This is a genomic window from Empedobacter sp. R750 (assembly GCF_030324345.1).
Lineage (GTDB): Bacteria > Bacteroidota > Bacteroidia > Flavobacteriales > Weeksellaceae > Empedobacter > Empedobacter falsenii_C.
The window spans coordinates 56,667-77,506 of the sequence record NZ_JACAGF010000006.1 but is presented as its reverse complement, the minus strand read 5'-3'; the positions used below and the strand labels follow the sequence as shown (position 1 = coordinate 77,506).

Annotated in this window: 21 protein-coding genes and 2 tRNA genes; 14 read left to right on the top strand and 9 right to left on the bottom strand. The window is 32.4% G+C overall.

Going from position 1 to position 20,840, the window contains the following annotated elements; all coding sequences use genetic code 11:
- The first annotated feature begins 34 nt into the window (after positions 1–34).
- A complete protein-coding gene (locus tag HXZ74_RS07935; RefSeq protein WP_152606066.1) occupies positions 35–949 on the top strand; it encodes a hypothetical protein in 915 nt (304 codons plus the stop codon).
- A gap of 38 nt (positions 950–987) precedes the next feature.
- Here the strand turns inward: HXZ74_RS07935 and HXZ74_RS07930 are convergent, their stop codons facing one another.
- Together HXZ74_RS07930 and HXZ74_RS07925 are read right to left on the bottom strand one after the other, a co-directional pair.
- A complete protein-coding gene (locus HXZ74_RS07930; RefSeq protein ID WP_286474746.1) occupies positions 988–2,082 on the bottom strand; it encodes a mannose-1-phosphate guanylyltransferase in 1,095 nt (364 codons plus the stop codon).
- Between the two features lie 9 nt (positions 2,083–2,091).
- A complete protein-coding gene (locus tag HXZ74_RS07925) occupies positions 2,092–2,682 on the bottom strand; it encodes a SprT-like domain-containing protein (RefSeq protein WP_038331159.1) in 591 nt (196 codons plus the stop codon).
- 53 nt (positions 2,683–2,735) lie between these two features.
- Here HXZ74_RS07925 and HXZ74_RS07920 point away from each other — a divergent pair, with 53 nt between their 5' ends.
- The 6 genes from HXZ74_RS07920 (at position 2,736) to HXZ74_RS07895 (ending at position 7,038) form a co-directional block, all read left to right on the top strand.
- A complete protein-coding gene (locus HXZ74_RS07920) occupies positions 2,736–3,482 on the top strand; it encodes an MlaE family ABC transporter permease (protein ID WP_125349550.1) in 747 nt (248 codons plus the stop codon).
- Positions 3,482–4,252 (top strand): ABC transporter ATP-binding protein, encoded by a 771-nt coding sequence (locus HXZ74_RS07915; protein WP_280045469.1) that lies wholly within the window; start codon positions 3,482–3,484, stop codon positions 4,250–4,252. Before HXZ74_RS07920 ends, HXZ74_RS07915 begins: the two co-directional genes overlap by 1 nt.
- A gap of 21 nt (positions 4,253–4,273) precedes the next feature.
- On the top strand, positions 4,274–4,873 hold the full coding sequence (locus HXZ74_RS07910) for a porin family protein (RefSeq protein WP_286474745.1): 600 nt from the start codon (positions 4,274–4,276) through the stop codon (positions 4,871–4,873).
- A gap of 74 nt (positions 4,874–4,947) precedes the next feature.
- Entirely contained in the window at positions 4,948–5,655 is a 708-nt protein-coding gene (locus HXZ74_RS07905) for a tetratricopeptide repeat protein (protein ID WP_280045471.1), read from the top strand.
- A gap of 114 nt (positions 5,656–5,769) precedes the next feature.
- A complete protein-coding gene (ribH, locus tag HXZ74_RS07900; protein ID WP_114998794.1) occupies positions 5,770–6,267 on the top strand; it encodes a 6,7-dimethyl-8-ribityllumazine synthase in 498 nt (165 codons plus the stop codon).
- A gap of 30 nt (positions 6,268–6,297) precedes the next feature.
- Positions 6,298–7,038 carry an acyl-[acyl-carrier-protein] thioesterase gene (locus tag HXZ74_RS07895; RefSeq protein ID WP_114998796.1) on the top strand — a complete coding sequence of 247 codons (741 nt, stop codon included), beginning with the start codon at positions 6,298–6,300 and terminating at the stop codon, positions 7,036–7,038.
- Positions 7,039–7,135: 97 nt separating this feature from the next.
- On the opposite strand, the gene HXZ74_RS07890 is transcribed toward HXZ74_RS07895, so the two are convergent.
- On the bottom strand, positions 7,136–7,594 hold the full coding sequence (locus tag HXZ74_RS07890) for a copper resistance protein NlpE (RefSeq protein ID WP_280061769.1): 459 nt from the start codon (positions 7,592–7,594) through the stop codon (positions 7,136–7,138).
- Between the two features lie 100 nt (positions 7,595–7,694).
- Positions 7,695–8,111 (bottom strand): nucleoside-diphosphate kinase, encoded by a 417-nt coding sequence (locus tag HXZ74_RS07885; RefSeq protein WP_038330990.1) that lies wholly within the window; start codon positions 8,109–8,111, stop codon positions 7,695–7,697.
- Between the two features lie 173 nt (positions 8,112–8,284).
- Between HXZ74_RS07885 and HXZ74_RS07880 the strand changes: the two genes are divergently transcribed.
- Positions 8,285–8,812, top strand: a complete 528-nt coding sequence (locus HXZ74_RS07880; protein WP_038330992.1) for a hypothetical protein — start codon at positions 8,285–8,287, stop codon at positions 8,810–8,812.
- Positions 8,813–8,827: 15 nt separating this feature from the next.
- Here the strand turns inward: HXZ74_RS07880 and HXZ74_RS07875 are convergent, their stop codons facing one another.
- From HXZ74_RS07875 to alaS, 3 genes are all read right to left on the bottom strand, one after another.
- Positions 8,828–9,268, bottom strand: coding sequence for a DUF805 domain-containing protein (locus HXZ74_RS07875; RefSeq protein WP_114998800.1), 441 nt, complete (start codon positions 9,266–9,268; stop codon positions 8,828–8,830).
- A 55-nt stretch (positions 9,269–9,323) separates the two neighbouring features.
- Positions 9,324–10,235 carry a DMT family transporter gene (locus HXZ74_RS07870; protein WP_286474743.1) on the bottom strand — a complete coding sequence of 304 codons (912 nt, stop codon included), beginning with the start codon at positions 10,233–10,235 and terminating at the stop codon, positions 9,324–9,326.
- A gap of 100 nt (positions 10,236–10,335) precedes the next feature.
- A complete protein-coding gene (alaS, locus tag HXZ74_RS07865) occupies positions 10,336–12,945 on the bottom strand; it encodes an alanine--tRNA ligase (RefSeq protein ID WP_286474741.1) in 2,610 nt (869 codons plus the stop codon).
- A 99-nt stretch (positions 12,946–13,044) separates the two neighbouring features.
- Here alaS and HXZ74_RS07860 point away from each other — a divergent pair, with 99 nt between their 5' ends.
- Entirely contained in the window at positions 13,045–13,995 is a 951-nt protein-coding gene (locus HXZ74_RS07860) for a M23 family metallopeptidase (RefSeq protein ID WP_038330999.1), read from the top strand.
- A gap of 9 nt (positions 13,996–14,004) precedes the next feature.
- Positions 14,005–14,373: a MerR family transcriptional regulator gene (locus tag HXZ74_RS07855; protein ID WP_038331000.1), complete on the top strand. Its 369-nt coding sequence runs from the start codon at positions 14,005–14,007 to the stop codon at positions 14,371–14,373.
- Positions 14,374–14,393: 20 nt separating this feature from the next.
- On the opposite strand, the gene HXZ74_RS07850 is transcribed toward HXZ74_RS07855, so the two are convergent.
- Positions 14,394–14,732 (bottom strand): four-helix bundle copper-binding protein, encoded by a 339-nt coding sequence (locus tag HXZ74_RS07850; RefSeq protein WP_286474740.1) that lies wholly within the window; start codon positions 14,730–14,732, stop codon positions 14,394–14,396.
- A gap of 70 nt (positions 14,733–14,802) precedes the next feature.
- Complete coding sequence (locus tag HXZ74_RS07845) at positions 14,803–15,306, bottom strand: hypothetical protein (RefSeq protein ID WP_286474738.1); 504 nt, start codon at positions 15,304–15,306, stop codon at positions 14,803–14,805.
- A gap of 380 nt (positions 15,307–15,686) precedes the next feature.
- Between HXZ74_RS07845 and dnaE the strand changes: the two genes are divergently transcribed.
- The 4 genes from dnaE (at position 15,687) to HXZ74_RS07825 (ending at position 20,838) form a co-directional block, all read left to right on the top strand.
- A complete protein-coding gene (dnaE, locus tag HXZ74_RS07840) occupies positions 15,687–20,087 on the top strand; it encodes a DNA polymerase III subunit alpha (protein ID WP_286474735.1) in 4,401 nt (1,466 codons plus the stop codon).
- A 110-nt stretch (positions 20,088–20,197) separates the two neighbouring features.
- Positions 20,198–20,515, top strand: a complete 318-nt coding sequence (gene trxA, locus HXZ74_RS07835; RefSeq protein WP_038331009.1) for a thioredoxin — start codon at positions 20,198–20,200, stop codon at positions 20,513–20,515.
- A gap of 127 nt (positions 20,516–20,642) precedes the next feature.
- Positions 20,643–20,716 (top strand) — tRNA-Asp (locus HXZ74_RS07830).
- A gap of 48 nt (positions 20,717–20,764) precedes the next feature.
- Positions 20,765–20,838, top strand: a tRNA-Asp gene (locus HXZ74_RS07825).
- Positions 20,839–20,840 lie beyond the last annotated feature (2 nt).

Genomic DNA, 20,840 nt, shown 5'->3' with positions numbered 1-20,840 from the left:
ATATTTGCAAAGGTTTTTTTTATACATTTATTTCATGAAATCTATCTTAGGTAGCAAAGAATCTTTCGTCTCATACTCCGTCGCTTTTCTATTTATTTTAATCATGATTGGAAAGGCAATGATTTATGGTGATAAAGAAATTATTTTACCAGAAGTCGCTGCATTATCTGTAGGAATTTTAACGTTTCGAGAGAATAAATGGCTACAACGACCATTTCATATTTTTTTACTTCCGTCAATTACAGCTATTTTAGGATTTGGGATTAATTTTTTACCGATTATATTATCATTCAAATTAGCATTGGTATTGGTTGCAATGTTAATTGTCTTGAAAATTTTTAAAAGTCAACTTGCGCCAGCATTAGCTACGGGATTATTACCAATTGTTACAAATGCAGAATCTTTTGTATTTCTATATGCCATATTTCTATTTGTCTTTTTACTTTTTCTATCAATAAAACTATTCAAATTAAAACCAACTGAAAATGCAGTTCCAATGATTTACACAAGCCATAATAGATGGTTAATTGGATTATGTATAGTTTGGTTTGCAGCTTGTTATTTTAGTGGATTTGCACACTTCTCTGCTATTCCTCCTATTATCGTAATTTCTTTTGAATCTTTAAATAATCCAACATTAAAATTAACCGTACGTCTAAAACGTATTCTTGTAATGTTTATGGCTACAATGACTGGTTATTTAACAATGCATTATCTTGATAAATGGTTAATCATTGGCTTGACCGATTTGATTATCGTAATGTTTATTTTGAAATTAACAGATTTACGCTTACCTCCTGCTTTTGCAATGGTTATTTTACCAATGATTTTACCTTCTGACTCGATAAAATATTTACCTGTTGCAACATTAATCATGAGTATATTTTTTATGCTATCAATTTATATTATTCAGAAAGTTGCTTATCCAAAAGCGATTGATTTCAAATAAAAAAGTCATCCAAACTTGAATGACTTTGTAGCTATATTTTAACAATATTTTTCTCCGTTTTTCTGTAATTTCAAATCGCTGACATACGTCTTGATATTTTGAACATTACTTCGAGGACAAATCAATAATCCTTTCTCCGAATTAATAACCACATAACTATCTAATCCGTCAATAATAATTGCTTTATCTTGTGTAGAATAAATGAAATTGTTTTTAGCGTTGTATCCAGAAAAATGTTTACACAATAACGTATTGTGATTTTCATCCTGATCTTCACCTGTATATTTATACTTTTCGTTGATTGCCGACCAAGTTCCAATATCACTCCAGCCAAAAGTTGTCGGAATAACATAAACATTATCTGCTTGCTCTAAAATTCCTTTGTTAATAGAAGTTACATCTAACGTTGTGTAAATAGGTTTTAAAGTTTCTGTATTCTGTAAAGAACGATCAAGATCAAAATACTTTTTCAAAGTTTCTTTCATCGAAGGTAAATGTTGTTGAAAAGCTTTTACAATACTATCTACAGACCAAATAAGGATTCCTGTATTCCAAATAAATTCGCCACTCGTTATAAAAGATTCAGCAAATTCTAAATCAGGTTTATCGATATAAGATTTTACTTTTTTTATAGGTGTTGTATTTTCGATGAACTGAATATAACTGTAATTAACATCTGGTCGTGTTGGAGCTACTCCCAAAGTAATCAATCGATCGTTGTCAGCATCCTCGAAAGCAAGATTTACTTTTTCTACAAATTCATCTTCATCAAAAATAAAATGATCTGAAGGAGAAATTATCAATTTTGCATTTGGATTAATTTGTTGGATTGTCATTGCTGCCAATAAATTACAAGCTGCGGTATTCATGACTCTTGGTTCTATGATAAAATTTTTATCCTCAAAATCTGGTAATTGTTCTTTTACAATCTCTTTATAATCTTGAATAGTTACAATGAAAATATTTTCTTGTGGAACGATTTTTTTTAATCGATTATATGTTAATTGAATAAAAGTTTTTCCTATTCCTAATAAATCATGAAATTGTTTTGGTTTCTTAATCGTACTCAAAGGCCATAATCTCACTCCTGTACCACTGGCAAGGATAACAGCGTAGTTATCTTTATTATTCATGATTGTCTTTTAAAGTTTATTTACAGTTGCAGTTGCGTTTATCAAATATTTTTTCTTGGTTTTCAACTCTAAACAAAGATACCTTAATTTTCGTTTAGATTCTTTTTTAAAGATTCTTTTTCCAATCGAAAATATTGTGCCATCCTCCAAATCTTCAAGATAAATTTGAGCAGGATTTTTATCATCTATAATATATTTTGAGATATTAACATCCGCTCCTAAACTTGCCTTTGGATGTTTGGCATGATGAAGAATATACGGTTGCAATTCTTCGGGATAAACGTGAAGAGATTCTAATAATAAATGCCCAAAAATGGTTTTCCATTCTTTTCCATGCGGATTTATTTTACGCGAATCAAACTGTACAAAAGTTTTGAGATGCGCCACTTCATGTGTAAAAACAAAAAAGAAAGCATACTGATTTAAGTCGCCATTCACTGTAATTTGATGACGATTATTTTCGACCAATTTGCGATAATCTCCCAACTTAGTTTCACGTCTTCTTGTAATTTTTAACGTTATAAAATGATTTTCTAACCACTTTTTTACATACAAGTCTGCATTATGAGGGAGATAAGAAGTTAAATGTTCTAAATTCACATTGTGCAAGATAAATAAAAAGCCTTTCCAATAAAAATATTAATTTTGTCGTAATGAAACTAATCGAAAATTTAGGGTCATACTTTATGCTTATGGGTAAAGTATTTAGCAAACCTCAAAAATTGAGCGTTTTCTGGAAATTGACCGTTAGAGAAATATATGATTTAGGTGTCAACTCTTTGGGAATTGTAACCTTTATCTCAACATTTATGGGTGCAGTTGTAGCAATACAAATGGCGCAAAACTTTCAGGGAGCGTCTATTCCTGTTCCAGATGCTTACATTGGTTATGCGACCAAAGTGGTTTTGGTGTTAGAGTTTTCCCCAACCATTATGTCGCTAATTTTAGTTGGTAAAGTAGGTTCGTACATCGCATCGAGTATCGGAACTATGCGTGTTACAGAACAAATTGACGCGTTAGATGTAATGGGGATCAATTCTGCAAACTTCTTGATTTTACCAAAAATTATCGCCTGTGTATTTTTCAATCCTTTATTGGTTATGATTTCTATCGGATTTGGATTATTAGGAGGTTACTACATTGGTGTTTTTACAAAACTATGGTCTGCAGCCGATTTTATTACAGGTTTACAAATGAATATGGCAACAAAATTGTTTGTCTATACATTCCTTAAAACAATGGTATTCGCGTTTGTTATCGCAACAATTCCGGCATATTATGGTTATAAAGTAAAAGGAGGTTCGTTAGAAGTTGGTCGTTCTGCAACAACAGCTGTTGTATGGACATCAGTAGCAATTATTGTGATCAATTTAATATTAACACAAACAATTTTGAGCTAATGATTGAGGTAAAAGATATCAGAAAATCATTTGATGCAGTAGAAGTACTGAAAGGTTTTTCTGTCACTTTCGAGAAAGGAAAAGTTAGTTTGATTATTGGTCAAAGTGGTTCTGGAAAAACTGTTTTTTTGAAAAATTTGATTGGATTATTAACGCCAACTTCAGGTCAAATTTTGTACGAAGGAGATAATATGATCGAGTTTGATTACAAAGAAAAACAACGTTTACGTTCAGAAATTGGAGTAGTTTTTCAAGGTTCGGCTTTGTATGATACGATGAATATTGTCGAAAATGTAAAATTTCCATTGCAAATGTTTTCGGATATGTCAAATGCAGATGCCGAAAAACGTGCACGTGAAGTGTTAGACCGTGTAGAAATAGCTCGTACAGCACTTAAAAAATATCCGTCAGAAATATCTGGAGGAATGCAAAAACGTGTGGCAATTGCGCGTGCGATTGTAAATAATCCAAAATATTTATTTGCTGATGAACCAAACTCTGGTCTTGACCCAAAAACGGCTTTAGTTATCGACCAATTAATTTATGATATCACAAAAGAATATAACACAACAACCGTTGTAAATACACACGATATGAACTCGGTGATGGAAATTGGAGATCATATTGTTTTCTTAAAAAATGGTTTCTTGGAATGGGAAGGTACAAAAGAGGAGATTTTGGTGGCTGATAATCCAAATGTAATTGATTTTGTATATTCGTCAAATCTTTTCAAGAAATTAAGAGAAGCCTTATTAAAAGAGCAACAATAAATCAATAAAAATAAAAATTCTATGAAAAAATTAATTTTAACTGCAATTGTAGGTTTAGCTGCAAATTTTGCTACAGCACAAAATATCGATTTTGGTATCAAAGGTGGAGCTGTTTTCAATACAGATAAAGGAAAAGTTTGGCAAGATGATGGAAATATTTTCAAGAGAGATGGAAAAGCTTCTGCTGGATTTCAAGCGGGTGCTTTAGCGCGCGTTTCTTTAGCAGGAATTTACATTCAGCCAGAGTTATTGTATACGCAATTCAAAAACGAATATGATGTTGATGGACAAAATCTTGATGTAACTAAAAAACGTTTAGATATTCCTGTAAATGTTGGAAAAAGATTTTTAGGAATCGGACACGTTCAAGCAGGACCAGTTTTCTCATACTATTTTGATGATAAATTATCTGTAAAAGATTTTACAACTGCAAAACAAGACGAATTTAATGTCGGAATGCAAATTGGTGCAGGTGTGGAAGTTTCTAAATTATTATTCGATTTACGTTACGAATTCGGTTTAGGAAAAGTTGGATCTGACATTTTGAATGGATCAAAAGGACAATATAGAACAGAAAATCGTCCACAAATGTTGAACTTATCAGTAGCATATTTATTCTAAAAGGTTGTTTGTAAATAAATTTATTGGATATATTTGTTCCAAATTGTATTTTTGCAACCTCGTAAATTATTAAAATGGCAAAAAATAATAAAAAAGAAGAATTCGCAACAGAGCAATTCGTAGAAAAATTAGATAGAACAGCTTTCAACGTAGAGTTCTTTGTTGAAAAATATGCTAAAGCAATTGGTATTGGTTTAGGAGTAATTATTGTAGCTGTTTTAGGTTATTTTGCTTACTTAAAATTAGTCGTAGAACCTAAATCGGATGACGCTTTCAAAGAAATGGTTCAAGCAGAACGTCTTTTCGATCAAGATTCTATTAACGTCGCTCTTAATGGTAGCGCAGGAAGCTTCCAAGGTTTACAACAAATTGTTGATGAATATGGAAATACTGATGCGGGTAATTTAGCACGTTTCAAAGCGGCAAGTTCTTATTATAAATTAGGAGATTACGCATCTGCTGTAAAATTATTAGAAGATTTTGACACTGATGACAATGTAATGTTAGCGCAAAAATATGGTATGTTAGGAAATGCATTAGTTGCTTCTAACAAATTGGAAGAAGGTTTACCTTACTATGTAAAAGCTGCTGAAGCGACAGAAGTTGAAACTTTACAATCAACTTACTACACAAAGGCAGGTGAAATTGCAATGGAATTAGGTAAAGATGCTGATGCTTTAAAATATTTTCAAGCTTTAGAGGATAAATATCCAAATGCGAATAATGGTGAAACTGCGAAGTTTATTGAGCGTTTAAAATACGCTTCTGAAACTGCGAAATAATTCACTTCAAAAGATAATTAAAAGCCGAACAAGTTGTTCGGCTTTTTTTATTGACTCAAATCAAAGTTTATCCTAAATCATTTTTGTAATTTTACCATTCAAATTTTAAACAAAATGGCAACAGAAAATAAAAATTTATCTCAATATAATAAAGCAGAATTACCAAATGTAGCGGGCTCTAAGTTTGCAATCATTACATCTGAATGGAATAATCATATCACATTTAATTTGCGCGATGGAGCAAAAGACACATTGATTGATTTGGGTGCAAATCCTGACGATGTTACATTATATCAAGTTCCTGGTAGTTTTGAATTGATTTATGGAGCAGATAAAGTGGCGCAAACCCATCCAAATTTGGACGGAATTATCGTTGTTGGATGTGTGATTCGTGGAGCAACAGCGCATTTTGATTATGTTTGTCAAGGTGTGACACAAGGTGTAAAAGATTTGAATATCAAACACAATATGCCAATTATTTTTTGTGTTTTAACGGACGAAAATGAACAGCAATCAATTGATCGTTCTGGCGGAAAACATGGAAATAAAGGAGTTGAAGCTGGTGTAGCTGCGGTTATGATGGCGGATATGAAAAAGAAATTAGGTAAATAATTTCAGCATAATAGATTCAAAGCTTTATCGATGCCAATAGCAGAAGATTTTAAATCAATTTATACGAAAAATTGGGAAATTTATTTTTCTCAATGTGATCCGACAGGTAAAATGAAATTGTCTGAAATGGCAAATCTTTTTCAATTAACAGCTTCAGAACATGCGATAAAAGGAGGTTTGGGATTCTTTGATTTACAAGAATTTAATCAATCTTGGGTAATGAATCGACTTCGAATAGAAATTGATGAATTACCTTCTTGGACAGATTTTGTTGATGTAAAAACGTGGATTGAGGTGCTGAAAGGTGCAAAATCTATTCGTGATTTTACGATTGAGAAAAATGGAAAAAAATTAATTGGAGCTTCAAGCTTGTGGGCGGTTTTCAATACAGAAAAACGTCGTCCGGATATTCTTCAACTTGATTCATCTCACATTGAACGATTTCCTAATCTAAAACCAACAGAAATCGAGAATTCGATTTTGAACATTGATTTTGAACCAACAGAAGTTATTCAGTATAAAGTTCAATTCTCTGATTTGGATATCGTAAAACACGCCAATAACACCAAATATTTGGATTGGTGCTTGAATACTATTGATCCTGAAATTACATTAAAACATCGTATCAAAGCGATTGATATGAATTTCTTAAAAGAATTAAGTTTAAACGACGAAATAGAAATCCAGAAATTAGAAACTGAACATTTAATTCAGTTTAAAATCATCAATCAAGAAAAAGTAAACTTTGTTTGTCGATTGGAGTTGAGGTAGAGTATTTGAATAGATATCAAACTGAATTTATTTCAGCTTATCAAAAAATCTAAAATTATTACAATAAAAAAAAGGTTTCATTACGAAACCTTTTTATCTATTTTTCTTTTGTCAAAACAAATTTAGCAGAATCAGCCGATTCGATTTTCTTTTGATTTTTATCTAACTGAATAATTTTTCCTTCTTCAACTAAAAAAGCATTCGGAACATTGGCAATTTCAGGAAAAACAATTGTATTTCCATCTTCTTTAAACTGAAAAGTTCCAGTTGTCATAATGGCCATTTTATCTAACCCCAAACGTTTTGTAGAATAAACATATCCTTTGTTTGGCAATAATTTTATTTCCATTTCAACCTCTTTGCAATCTTTCTCGTAACAAGGTAAAATTCCTTTGTAAGCTCCTTCGTATTGAATAGATTCTTCGGCAGTTTTTGCTTCAACTTTTACTGAATCTTCTACATTTTCTACTTCATTTTTTACAGGTTCTGTTTCGCTTTTACAACTTGACACAACGAAAGCTGCGATTGTAAATGTGGCTAAAATTATTTTTTTCATATTTTAGAATTTGATTTAAAGGTAAGTAAATTTTGAGCCAAAAAAAATCCTTCCGAATATTTTCAGAAGGATTTGTATAATGTTTTGTAATCTTATTCGATTAGAAAATTTCTTTCGCAGCAAAGTGGAAAGCAGCTTCAATAGCAGCATTTTCGTCAGAATCAGAACCGTGAACAGCGTTAGCATCGATAGATTCAGCGTATTTAGCACGGATTGTACCTTCAGCAGCCTCAGCTGGGTTAGTAGCACCGATTAAAGTACGGAAATCAGCAACTGCGTTGTCTTTTTCTAAAACTGCAGCAACGATTGGTCCAGAAGTCATGAATTCTACTAAATCCTTGAAGAAAGGACGCTCTGCGTGGATAGCGTAAAATGCTTCAGCATCTTGTTTTGCTAACTGAGTCATTTTAGCCGCTTTGATTTTGAAACCAGCGTCAGTAATGTCTTTTAAAATATCTCCGATGTGTCCTTTTGCAACTGCATCAGGCTTAATCATTGTGAATGTAATGTTTGCCATTTTATTGAATTGTATTTATTACTTAATTTTTGAGGTGCAAAATTACAAAAATGATTCGAATGTTTATGTTTTATGATTAAAATTTCTTGTTTTAATAAAATGCATTAATTATTATTCATTTACGATTATTTCAATTCGATAATATTTCTTATTTTTAAAGTAAATCCAAAGTTATGAACACAAATAATCTTTCCACATTTCATCATAAAACGAAACTCAAAAAGGTTGGTGATAAATATTTTCTGCCTTTCGAAATTTGGAATTATTTAGATTTAGGTTTAATGTTTTTACTTATTTTGTTTTTCGCTTATGCATCAAGTGAAATCAATATTATTTTTATTTCAATGATTGTAATTTTTGGAATCCGAATAATAACGACAATTAATGATAGATTTTTTGTAGAAATTAAAACATCAAAATCGTTAAGTGAGAATATTAATTTAATCAAAGAATTAGCTCAGCGACAACTTAATTTTACCGAATCGTTGGATGAACAAGGTTTGTTTCTTTTTGAATATTCGGAACGAAATATTTTTTATAAATACAATTACCGAAGAAGAGATTATATCGAAACAGTTGTGATTTATTGTGAAGACAATTCGATTTGGGTGAACTCTTTTAATCAACGTTATTTAGGAATTTTTAGACGATATAATCTAAAACAATGGATAAAATTAATCCAATTAAAAAGCGAGAATTAATCTCGCTTTTTAATTTTAATATCTTTCGATTAAATCGTTTCCTATTTCGTTGATAGAATCATCAGTTTCTTTTGGGTTTGGTCCCCATTGATTAGAACCTGGTTGGCTATCTGTAACTAATGCTATTATTAATAAAATAGCTCCCACAAGAGGAATTAAACCAATTAAATAATACCAACCACTTTTTCCTGTGTCGTGTAATCGTCTTACAACAACTGCTAAAGAAGGGATAAAAGTTGCTAATGCATACAACATTAAAATTCCATAAATTAAGTAAAATAAAATTCCAGGACTTTCTCCGTCGCTTCCAATAGCTACAGAGATAATAACTAGAATATACATTACAAATGAAATGATAACATTACATAATGTATAATACCAATATTCGCTTCTGCGGGCTCTTCCCGAGAAGTTAGCGTAGTTCTCGAAAACTACTTTTTTGTACCAGTCGATCATAATGAGGTAGTTTAGTTTAATTAAAAATATTAAGAAAAATTTTACTACGCAACTCTTAATCTGTTTTTAAACGTTTAGTTTTGAACATTTCAGGTTTGTAGTTTGTAATAAAAACACCACAAATAATAAGAATTGTAGCGACAATAAACTTTGATGAAATTTGTTCGTCAAGAATTAACCAACCCAAAATAATTGCAATAATTGTATTGAAATAAGAAAGAATAGAAACTTGTATAGGCGAAATTTTGGTCAATGCATAATGAAATGAAAAAAACGTAATCACAGAACCAAAAACAGCTAAATAAAGCATGGCAGAAATACTTTTTGTACTCCAATTCTCGAAATTATAATTTTCTATAAAAGCGAAAGCAAAAACAATTTGTACAATTCCAGCAAATATAAATTGGTAAAAAAGATTGAGAGAAATATTTTTGGATTGAATATTCATTTTTTTTGTGAAAATAGTTCCTGTTGCCCAACTTGTAATCGCACAAAAAAGTAAAATAATTCCTGTTTTATATGCTGGATTTGCTAATTCTTGAATTCCATCCCAAAATATAAAAATTACACCTCCAAAACAAAGTAAAACGCCTAATAATCCGCGGTAACTGAATTTTTGTAAGCCAATAAAAATACTTCCTAAAAAAACGAGAATAGGTGAGGTTGCGCTAATTAATGCAGCTAAACTACTCGATAAATTTTCTTCTGCAACAGTAGTTAAACCATTTGCAGCGATTAACATCAAACTTGAAAATATAAGTTGATAAGACAAACTTTTCCAGCCAATCCATTTTAATTCCTTTTTCGAAAGTAAAATAATTAGCATAATTAGCCCTGCCAAAAATTGACGAATTCCAGCTACAAACCAACCTGGAATAGTTTCTACAGCTACACGAATTCCGAGAAAAGTTGTTCCCCAAACAATTGCAACTATACTTACGGCAATCAATAATTTGATGTCTTTCAAGATTAAAAAAGTTAAAAGTGTTAATTCTAAATAGAATTATAAAAATAAAAAAAGCGACTTGATAAACCAAGTCGCTTTTAAATATTATGATCGAGATTTGTTATTTAACAAAATCTTCTGCTTGTTTTAGTGCAGCATCTAATCCAGAAACTTCTTTACCACCTGCAGTAGCTAAAAAGGCTTGTCCACCTCCGCCACCGTTGATGTGTTTCGCGATTTCTTTTACAATTTGTCCTGCATTATAACCTTTATCATCTACAAGGTTTTTCGCGATAGAAATTGTAATCGATGGTTTTACTGCATCATTCGTACCAACAACGATAAATGCATTTTCGATTTCTTTTGTCAAATCAATTGCATTTTGTTTTGCTGCATTTGTATCTAAATTCGTTTTAACCGCTAAGAAATTAACACCGTTAATCTCTTTAACAGCAGCTTTCCAAGTTGCTTTTTCAGCAGCAGCTTGTTGCGCAACAAACGATTCTAATTGCTTTTTCAATTCAGCATTTTCATCTAATAAATGTTGAACCGCTTTTACCGCATCATTTTTCGTTTTAAGTGCAGCTAAAACATCATTGTAGTTTTTTTCCGCATCTTTGTATGCTTCGATTGCTTTGTTTGATGTAATTGCTTCGATACGACGAATACCAGCAGCAGTCGAAGATTCAGATAAAATTCTGAACAGACGAATATCCGCTGTGTTTTTTACGTGCGTACCACCACATAATTCGATTGAAGATCCGAAACGAATCACACGAACTTTATCACCATATTTTTCACCGAATAAAGCCATAGCTCCATCAGCGATAGCTTCGTTGATATCACAATCTCTTTTTTCGATTAATGGTAAAGCTTCCGCAATTTTATCGTTTACTTTTTGCTCAACAATTGCGATTTCTTCATATGTCATTTTAGAGAAATGAGAAAAATCAAAACGTAAATAATCATCTCCCACATAAGAACCTTTTTGTTCTACGTGAGTTCCTAAAACTTCGCGTAAAGCTTCGTGCATTAAGTGTGTTGCAGAGTGATTTTTAGTTGTCTCATTACGTTTTTCTGTGTCAACTTTCGCATTGAATGTAGCGTTTACATTTTCTGGTAAAGTTTCAACGAAATGAATTACTAAGTTATTTTCTTTTTTCGTGTCAACAACTTCAATTGTTTCATTCAAAGTAGAAATTGATCCTGTATCACCAATTTGTCCTCCAGATTCTGCATAGAATGGCGTTTGATTGAATACTAATTGGAAAAATTCTCCTTTTTTATTTTTTACTTTTCTGTAACGTGTAATTTTTACTTCAGCTTCTGTGTTATCATAAGCGATAGAGGTTTCGTTTCCTTTATCATCTAAAATAACCCAGTCATCCGTTAATAAAGCAGTTGCTTTTTTCGAACGTTCTTTTTGTTTCGCCATTTCAGCTTCAAAACCAGCTTCGTCAATTGTGAAACCGTGATCTTCTGCTACAATACGAGATAAATCTGCAGGGAAACCAAACGTGTCATATAATTCGAAAATCACATCACCAGGAACAATTTTAGAATCTCCTAATTGCTCAATGATTTGATTTAATCGATTTAATCCTTGTTCAATTGTACGTAAGAAAGATGCTTCTTCTTCACGAATAACGCCAGTTACAATTGTTTCTTGTTTTACTAATTCTGGGAAGAAATCGCCCATTTCAGCTTTCAAGATTGGATATAATTTATAGATAAAAGGCTCTTTAAGACCTAAGAAACGATATCCATAAGAAATAGCACGACGTAAAATACGACGAATTACATATCCAGCTCCTGTGTTTGATGGTAATTGTCCGTCTGCAATTGCAAAAGAAACTGCACGTAAATGGTCAACTACAACACGAATCGCGATATCTGTTTTTTCTGCTGCGCCATATTTTACACCAGAAATTTCTTCTAATTTTTGAATTGTTGGTTGAAAAACATCTGTATCATAATTTGATGATTTTCCTTGTAAAACCATTGCTAAACGCTCAAATCCCATTCCTGTATCGATGTGTCGCGCTGGTAAAGATTCTAAAGAACCATCAGCTTTACGTTGGTATTGCATAAATACCAAGTTCCAAATTTCGATAACTTGTGGATGATCCATATTAACCAATGTTTTACCATCAACAGCTAAACGATCAGCTTCTGGACGAATATCAACATGAATTTCAGAACATGGTCCACATGGTCCGATATCACCCATTTCCCAGAAATTATCTTTTTTATTTCCGTAAAGAATTCTGTCTTCAGCAATATGTTGTTTCCAAAGTTCTAATGCTTCTTCATCTAATGATGTTCCGTCACCTTTATCACCTTCAAAAACTGTTACATAAATTTGATCTTTAGAGATTCCGTATTTTTCTGTTAGTAATTCCCACGCCCAAGCGATTGCTTCTTTTTTGAAATAATCACCAAAAGACCAGTTTCCTAACATTTCGAACATCGTGTGGTGGTAAGTATCTTTTCCTACATCATCCAAATCATTATGTTTACCAGAAACACGAAGACATTTTTGTGTATCCGCGATACGATTACTTTTTGGAGTTCCGTTTCCTAAAAAATATTCTTTGAATTGTGCCATCCCCGAATTATTGAACATTAATGTCGGATCGTCTTTCAAAACAATCGGCGCTGAGTCTACTATTAAGTGGCCTTTTGTCTCAAAAAAATGCAGAAATTCTTTTCTTATATCTTTGGATTTCATTTAATTAAATTATTTTTATCATTTGATTAACAAGTTTACTCGTACAATATTCGTTACTTTGCAAACGTTTTACAAAGATAATAAAAGGTTGGTTAAGTAATGGAAAATAAAAACTATAAGTATAATTCTGTGAAATTTTTGATGAGTTGGGCGAAGAAAAGAGTCCAAAAAACTCCTAAAACAGCATTATACGTATTACTATTTTTATGTCTATCGACAATATCTGCTGGAATGATAGGATATCATTTTAATGATTCTGAATACGCATCGAGAGCAGGAAAATTCAAAGACGACAAAAGCAAATTATTGGCTGAGTTGGAAAGAATGGAAAATGAAAATCAGCAATTACATAAAAAATTCAAAGAAGTTGAAGAGGCTTTGACAGAAATCGAAGAAAAAGATCGCAATATTTATCGTACAATTTATGATATGCGTGTAAATGAAAACATCGATTCTGTAAATAAAGAAATTGATAATTATACAGCAGAAGATATTGAGAAATTAATCGATAAAATTGAAATTGAATCAAAATCGTTGGACGAAGTGTTTCGTTCGGCTGGTGTAAAAGATGCGAATTTATCATCAATGCCAGTTCTAAAACCTGTTGCAGATAAATATGTAAGCAGATTAGCTTCTGGTTATGGATCTCGTTTTCACCCGATTTTGAAAGTGAATAAAATGCACAAAGGTTTAGATTTTGCTGCTTCTACAGGAACACCAATTTATGCAACTGGAGATGGTTCTGTAAAAGTTTCTGAATTTAATTCGGGTTACGGAAATATGGTGGTTTTGAAACACGGAAATGGTTACGAAAGTTTGTATGCTCACATGTCTCGTGCTAAAGTTCGTAGCGGACAAAAAGTGAAAAGAGGTGATGTAATTGGTTATGTTGGGACGACAGGATTGTCGACAGGAGCACATTTACATTACGAAATTCACAAGAATGGAGAACCAGTAGATCCGATTATGTATTTCTACAATGATGTAGATCCAGACGATTTCATTAAAATTTATCAAAACTCTAAAAAATTGTCATTATCTTTGGATTAAACGCTGATAATGAACGTAGACCTGCCTGATAAACTATATTACTCGATTGGCGAAGTTGCCAAAGCCTTTGATGTAAATGCATCGTTGATTCGATTTTGGGAAAAAGAATTTGAAATTATTCAACCCAAAAAGAATAAAAAAGGAAATCGATTATTTACCAAAAATGATATTGATTGTTTCAAGAATATCTATTATTTGGTCAAAATAAAAGGCTATACGTTAGAAGGCGCGAAACAAGCGATAGGTAAAAAAGGAATTGCGACAACAACGGATGAAATAGATGTTGTGAAGCGATTAGAAAATATAAAAGATGAACTCATCAAACTTAAAATGAGTTTTGAATCCGAAGAAATTTTAGAAAAAGATGAACTGAATTAAGTTCATCTTTTTTGGTTTGATTAAGCAGCCATTTCCTTACAAATTTTAGCACATTCGCGGCAAGCTTTTGCACATTCTTCGCAATGTTTCATACCCATTTTGGCGTGCATTTCGCATTCTTCGGCACATGCTTCACACGCTTTGACGCATATAGAACATAATTCTTTGCTAAACTTTCCATTCAAGCTCATTATTTCAACAGCGGCGTTACAAATTGCAGCACATTCTAAATTTGTTTGAATACATTTTTTCAAATGTTCTACTTCTTTTTCGTTCAAACATGCAACGGCACATTGTTTACAAATGACTAAACATTCTAAGCAAGCTTCGATACATTTTTTGTAATCAGTTTCTAACATAATTTATATTTTTTGTGGTTATAGCTATAAAGCTCCAAATATTATGCCGCTGATTTTTAATGAATTGTTGTTAAAATAATTTTATAAAAGCTAAATAAGTAAAAACCGCCATAAAAAAAGCAATGATAATTAAAACCCATTTTGGTTTTTCAGTTGATTGATTTTCGAATAATTTTATAAATATTTCTTTAACTTTTCTGAAATCAATTATTAAAATAATGAAGATGAAGAATTGTAGATAAATCGAAATTCTTAAGGCTGAAATTTCATAGAAATAATCTTGTAGAATAATATTAACTAAAATTGTGGTTAATAACAAACATCCAAAAATTCTTGTCCTTCTAAAAAGTAAAGTAATTGCACCAATCACTTCAAAAATTCCGATGATTATTGGATATCCTTTACTAAAACCATAAAAATTCCACATTAATTGATGACCTTCAGAAAGATGATTATTAATGGCGTTACTCGTATTTGCAAATTGAGTAGGTTTCAAAATTCCATATACAAACATTGATATTGAAACTGTAAAAATTGCAGCCCAATAAAGTATATAAATTAGTTTTTGTCTCATTTATTTTTTTAAATTATTTAGAATAATCATTACAGTTTTTATAATTAATACAATAATAGTGATTGGAAACAAGAAGAAAAAAATAGAATATAAAATCCAAGAGTCATCTAAAATTTTAAAATATTCTAAAAAATATAAACCGATATAATATAGCCAGAATAAAAAAACTAAAATGAGAAGGTTATTTATTTTGAATATTTTTCGTTCAACGTAATAAAAAGATAAAATAATCAAAAGTGGTATTGCAATAGTATAAACGTAAAACATATTGGATATATATCTTTTAATAAAATTACATTTTCTATAAAAACTTTCTTAACTTATCTTAAGAAAATCTTCTGCTAAGATTTCGTAAATTTACAGATTCAAACGAAAACTCAATGTACTTAATATACGATACAGAGACAACTGGTCTTCCGAAAGATTGGAATGCGCCGATTTCTGACTCCGACAACTGGCCACGTTGTATACAAATCGCTTGGCAATTGCACGATGAAATGGGACAAATTATTGAACATCAAGATTATTTGGTTCGTCCAGATGGTTTTGATATTCCGTACGATTCTGAGCGTATTCACGGAATTTCGACTGATTTGGCTACCGAAAAAGGTGTTTCATTAAAAGAAGTTTTAGATAAATTCAACGAAGTTTTAGGTAAAGCTAAATTCATTGTTGGACAAAATTTAGGTTTCGATATTAATATTATGGGAGCCGAATTTTATCGTCTGAATTATGAGAATAATTTAGCCGAAAAACCTGTTTTGGATACCTGTACCGAGGTGACTGCTGAGTTATTGAAACTTCCTGGTGGTCGTGGAGGTCGTTACAAATTACCAACGTTAACGGAGTTGCATCAATATCTTTTTGGTGTTCCATTTGGCGAAGCGCATAACGCAACTGCCGATGTGGAAGCAACGACGCGTTGTTTTTTCGAGTTGATTCGTAAAGGTATTTTTACAAAAAACGAGTTAGAAGTTGAGGATGATTATTTTGTTCGATTTAATGAAATTAATCAGACAAATATTCAGCCAGTTGGACTAAATCACGTCAATCTTAAAAAGGCTTCGGAAGAAATTGCGAAAATAAAAGCCAAAGAAGGAGGAGATGATGAGGTAGTTGAAATTTCGGAAGAAGTTTTAGCACAGTTTGAAAAAGCAAAATTTGCACATTTACATAATCACACACAATTCTCAATTTTACAATCAACCATTTCTGTAAGTGATTTGGTGAGCGCTGCAGCAAAAAATAAAATGCCTGCAGTTGCGATTACCGATCATGGAAATATGATGTGTGCATTCCATTTTAATGCGGCAGTTCAGAATCACAACAAAGCAGCAAAAGAAAAGAATGCAGAATTAATTGAAGAAGGAAAAGAACCAACGGAAGTATTGATTACGCCAATTATTGGTTCAGAATTTTTTGTGTGTGAGAATCATTTAGACAAATCTAAAAAAGATAATGGTTATCAAATTGTTGTTTTTGCAAAGAACAAAAATGGTTATCATCATTTAGCAAAAATGGCGTCGAAGGCGTATACAGATGGTTTTTACTATGTGCCTCGAATTGATAAATCGATTATCGAAGAATATAAAGAAGATTTGATTGTTTTATCTGGAAATTTACAAGGTGAAGTTCCAAATAAAATTTTGAATCTTGGTGAAAAGCAAGCCGAAGAAGCCTTACTGTGGTGGAAAGAGCAATTTGGCGATGATTTTTACATCGAATTGATGCGTCACGGACAAGAAGATGAAGATCGTGTTAATCAGACTTTGCTTGCATTTGCGCGAAAACACAATGTAAAAGTTGTGGCGACAAATAATACGTATTATATTAATCAAGACGATTCGAATGCACATGATATTTTATTGTGTGTGCGCGATGCAGAAAAGCAATCTACACCGATTGGTCGTGGTCGTGGATACCGTTTTGGTTTGCCAAATCAAGAATATTATTTCAAATCTGAAGCTGAAATGAAACAATTGTTTCAAGATGTTCCAGAAGCGATTATTAATATACAAGAAATTATTGATAAGATAGAAGAGTACACGCTTTATCGCGATGTATTACTTCCAAAATTTGATATTCCAGAAGAGTTTCACCATGCAGAAGACGATGAAGACGGAGGAAAACGTGGTGAAAATGCTTATCTAAAACATTTGACATACGAAGGAGCCAAAATACGTTATCCCGAATTAACAGATGAGATTAAAGAACGTTTAGATTTTGAATTAGCAACAATTGAAAAAACTGGTTATCCTGGTTATTTCTTGATTGTACAAGATTTCATTGCTGCAGCTCGTGAAATGGGCGTTTCTGTTGGTCCAGGACGTGGTTCTGCTGCGGGTTCTGCTGTAGCATATTGTTTGTGGATTACCAATTTAGATCCAATTCAGTACGATTTACTTTTTGAGCGTTTCCTGAATCCTGACCGTGTATCTATGCCCGATATCGATATCGATTTTGATGACGAAGGTCGATCGTTGGTAATGGATTATGTGATTGATAAATATGGTGCAAATCAAGTAGCGCAAATCATTACGTATGGTACAATGGCGGCGAAATCTTCGATAAAAGATACGGCTCGTGTATTAGATTTACCATTGTTTGATGCCAATCGTGTTGCAGGTTTGATTCCGAATATGAAGTTATCTAAAATCTTCAATTTAGATGAAGCTGCATTAAAAGGAGCCTTAAAACCAGAAGAATTTGATGCGGTAAGCGAATTAAAACGTTTATCGAATGGAGATGATTTAGCTGCAGAAACGATACAGCAAGCAAAAATCTTAGAAGGTTCTGTTCGTAACACAGGAATTCACGCGTGTGGGGTAATTATTACGCCAGATGATATCACGAATTTCGTACCTGTAACAACGGCGAAAGATTCAGATTTATATGTGACACAATTTGATAACTCGGTTGCAGAAAGTGCCGGATTATTGAAGATGGACTTTTTGGGGTTGAAAACCTTAACCTTGATTAAAGATACCATCAAATTAGTAAAAGCGAGAACAGGAATCGAAATTAATCCGGATGAAATTCCAATTGATGACGAAAAAACATATGAGCTTTTCCAGCGTGGTGAAACGGTTGGGGTTTTCCAATACGAGTCTCCCGGAATGCAAAAATACATGAAGGATTTGCGTCCAACAGTTTTTGCCGATTTAATTGCCATGAATGCCCTTTATCGTCCGGGTCCTATCGAATATATTCCGTCGTTCGTTCGTCGTAAAAATGGTGAAGAACCGATTCAGTACGATTTGGATGCGATGGAAGAATATTTATCAGAAACTTACGGAATTACGGTTTATCAGGAGCAAGTAATGTTGCTTTCGCAAAAATTAGCAGGTTTCTCGAAAGGTGATGCCGATGTTTTGCGTAAAGCAATGGGGAAAAAGCAAAAAGCTGTCTTGGATAAAATGAAACCAAAATTTGTTGCACAAGCTTCAGAAAAAGGGCATGATCCTAAGATTTTGGAAAAAGTTTGGACAGACTGGGAAGCCTTTGCATCGTACGCCTTCAATAAATCGCACTCGACGTGTTATGCGTGGGTTGCGTACCAAACGGCTTATTTGAAAGCGCATTATCCTGCCGAATATATGGCGGCTGTTCTTTCAAATAATATGAATGATATCAAGCAAGTTACCTTCTTTATGGAAGAGTGTAAACGCATGGGGTTGGCGGTTCTTGGACCGGATATCAACGAGTCGATTACAAAATTTAACGTGAACGAAAATTATGAAATTCGTTTCGGAATGGGCGCTGTAAAAGGAGTTGGACATGCTGCGGTAAATTCAATTATATCGGAACGTGAAGAAAATGGTCCATTCAAAGATATTTACGATTTTGTGAAACGTGTCGAATTAAGAACGGTGAACAAAAAGACAATTGAAAACTTAGTTTTGGCTGGAGGTTTTGATTCGTTCGAATTTCATCGTGGACGTTATTTCTTTATCGATAATACAACGACGAATTTGGAGAAATTAATCAAATATGGAGGAAATTATCAGGAGCAAAAAAACTCTTCTCAAACTTCTTTATTTGGTGATTTTGGAGGAGATTCTGTTGTAGAAGATGTGGTTCCAATGTTGCCAGATTGTGAGAAATGGAATATGTTACAACGTTTGTCGAAAGAGAAAGAAGTTGTCGGAATTTATATTTCTTCGCATCCTTTGGATGATTTCAAACATGAATTGAAAATGGCTTCAAATTGTAGTATTTCTGATATCAATGCGAATGAAGATAATTTTGTTAACAAAGAAGTTTCGATTTGTGGAATGATGTCAAATATTCAACATAGAATTGCCAAAAATGGAAACGAATTTGGTATTTTTACGTTTAGCGATTACACAGATTCGATGGATATCATGGTTTTTGGGAGTGATTATATGAAATATAGACACTTTATGCAGGAAAATATGTTCTTGAATTTGAAATTGAATATCTCGAAAAAAGAATTCAAAGACAAAGAAGGAAATGTAACGCAAGGACGTGTGTATAAAAACATCACAAATATTTTGTTGTTGAATGAAATTGTGGAAAAACAAGCCGAAAAAATGACGGTGAAGATTGAAGTTCCAGAATTTTCGGAAGAAACATTTAGCAAATTATCAGATATTATGTTCAAATATCAAGGAGATAAATTATTAAAAATTCAATTAATTGATCCAAAAGATTATTTGAATAATTTAGATTTACCAGCAAGTAAAATCAAAATTAACATTTGTCGAGATTTGTTGAAAGAATTAGATGAATTGCAGGAAATTACATTCAAACTGAATTAATTATTCGTTTCATCTATTCAATAATTGATAGATAATATGAACGAAATTTTTCAAGAATAAAATTTTATGTAGATTTGTAAACTTAAGATTAGATAAAAAAATATAAGATTATGGCATTAGAAGTAACAGACGCATCATTTGCATCAGATATTATAGAGTCAGGAAAACCAGCAATGGTTGATTTTTGGGCTGTTTGGTGTGGTCCTTGTAGAATGGTTGGTCCAGTTGTGGAAGAGCTTGCTACAGAATATCAAGGAAAAGCAGTTATTGGTAAAGTTGATGTAGACACAAACCAAGAAGTTGCTGCGAAATATGGAATCCGTAACATTCCTACAATTTTATTCTTCAAAGACGGAGAAGTAGTAGATAAAGTTGTTGGAGTTGTTCCAAAAGAGCAATTAGTAGAAAAATTAAACGCGATTTTATAATAAATTAAATCGCTGATTTTGAAATAAAAGAATCTCGGATGCAAAATTTCCGAGATTTTTTTTGAAAAAAGTTTAGGTTTTATCAGAAAACCGCCTATATTTGCAATCCGAAATCGATACAGATTTTGATCCGGTAGTTCAGTTGGTTAGAATACTTGCCTGTCACGCAAGTGGTCGCGGGTTCGAGTCCCGTCCGGATCGCAATTTTTTATAAAAATTCATAAAAAATATATCAATTTATAATTTTCTGATCCGGTAGTTCAGTTGGTTAGAATACTTGCCTGTCACGCAAGTGGTCGCGGGTTCGAGTCCCGTCCGGATCGCA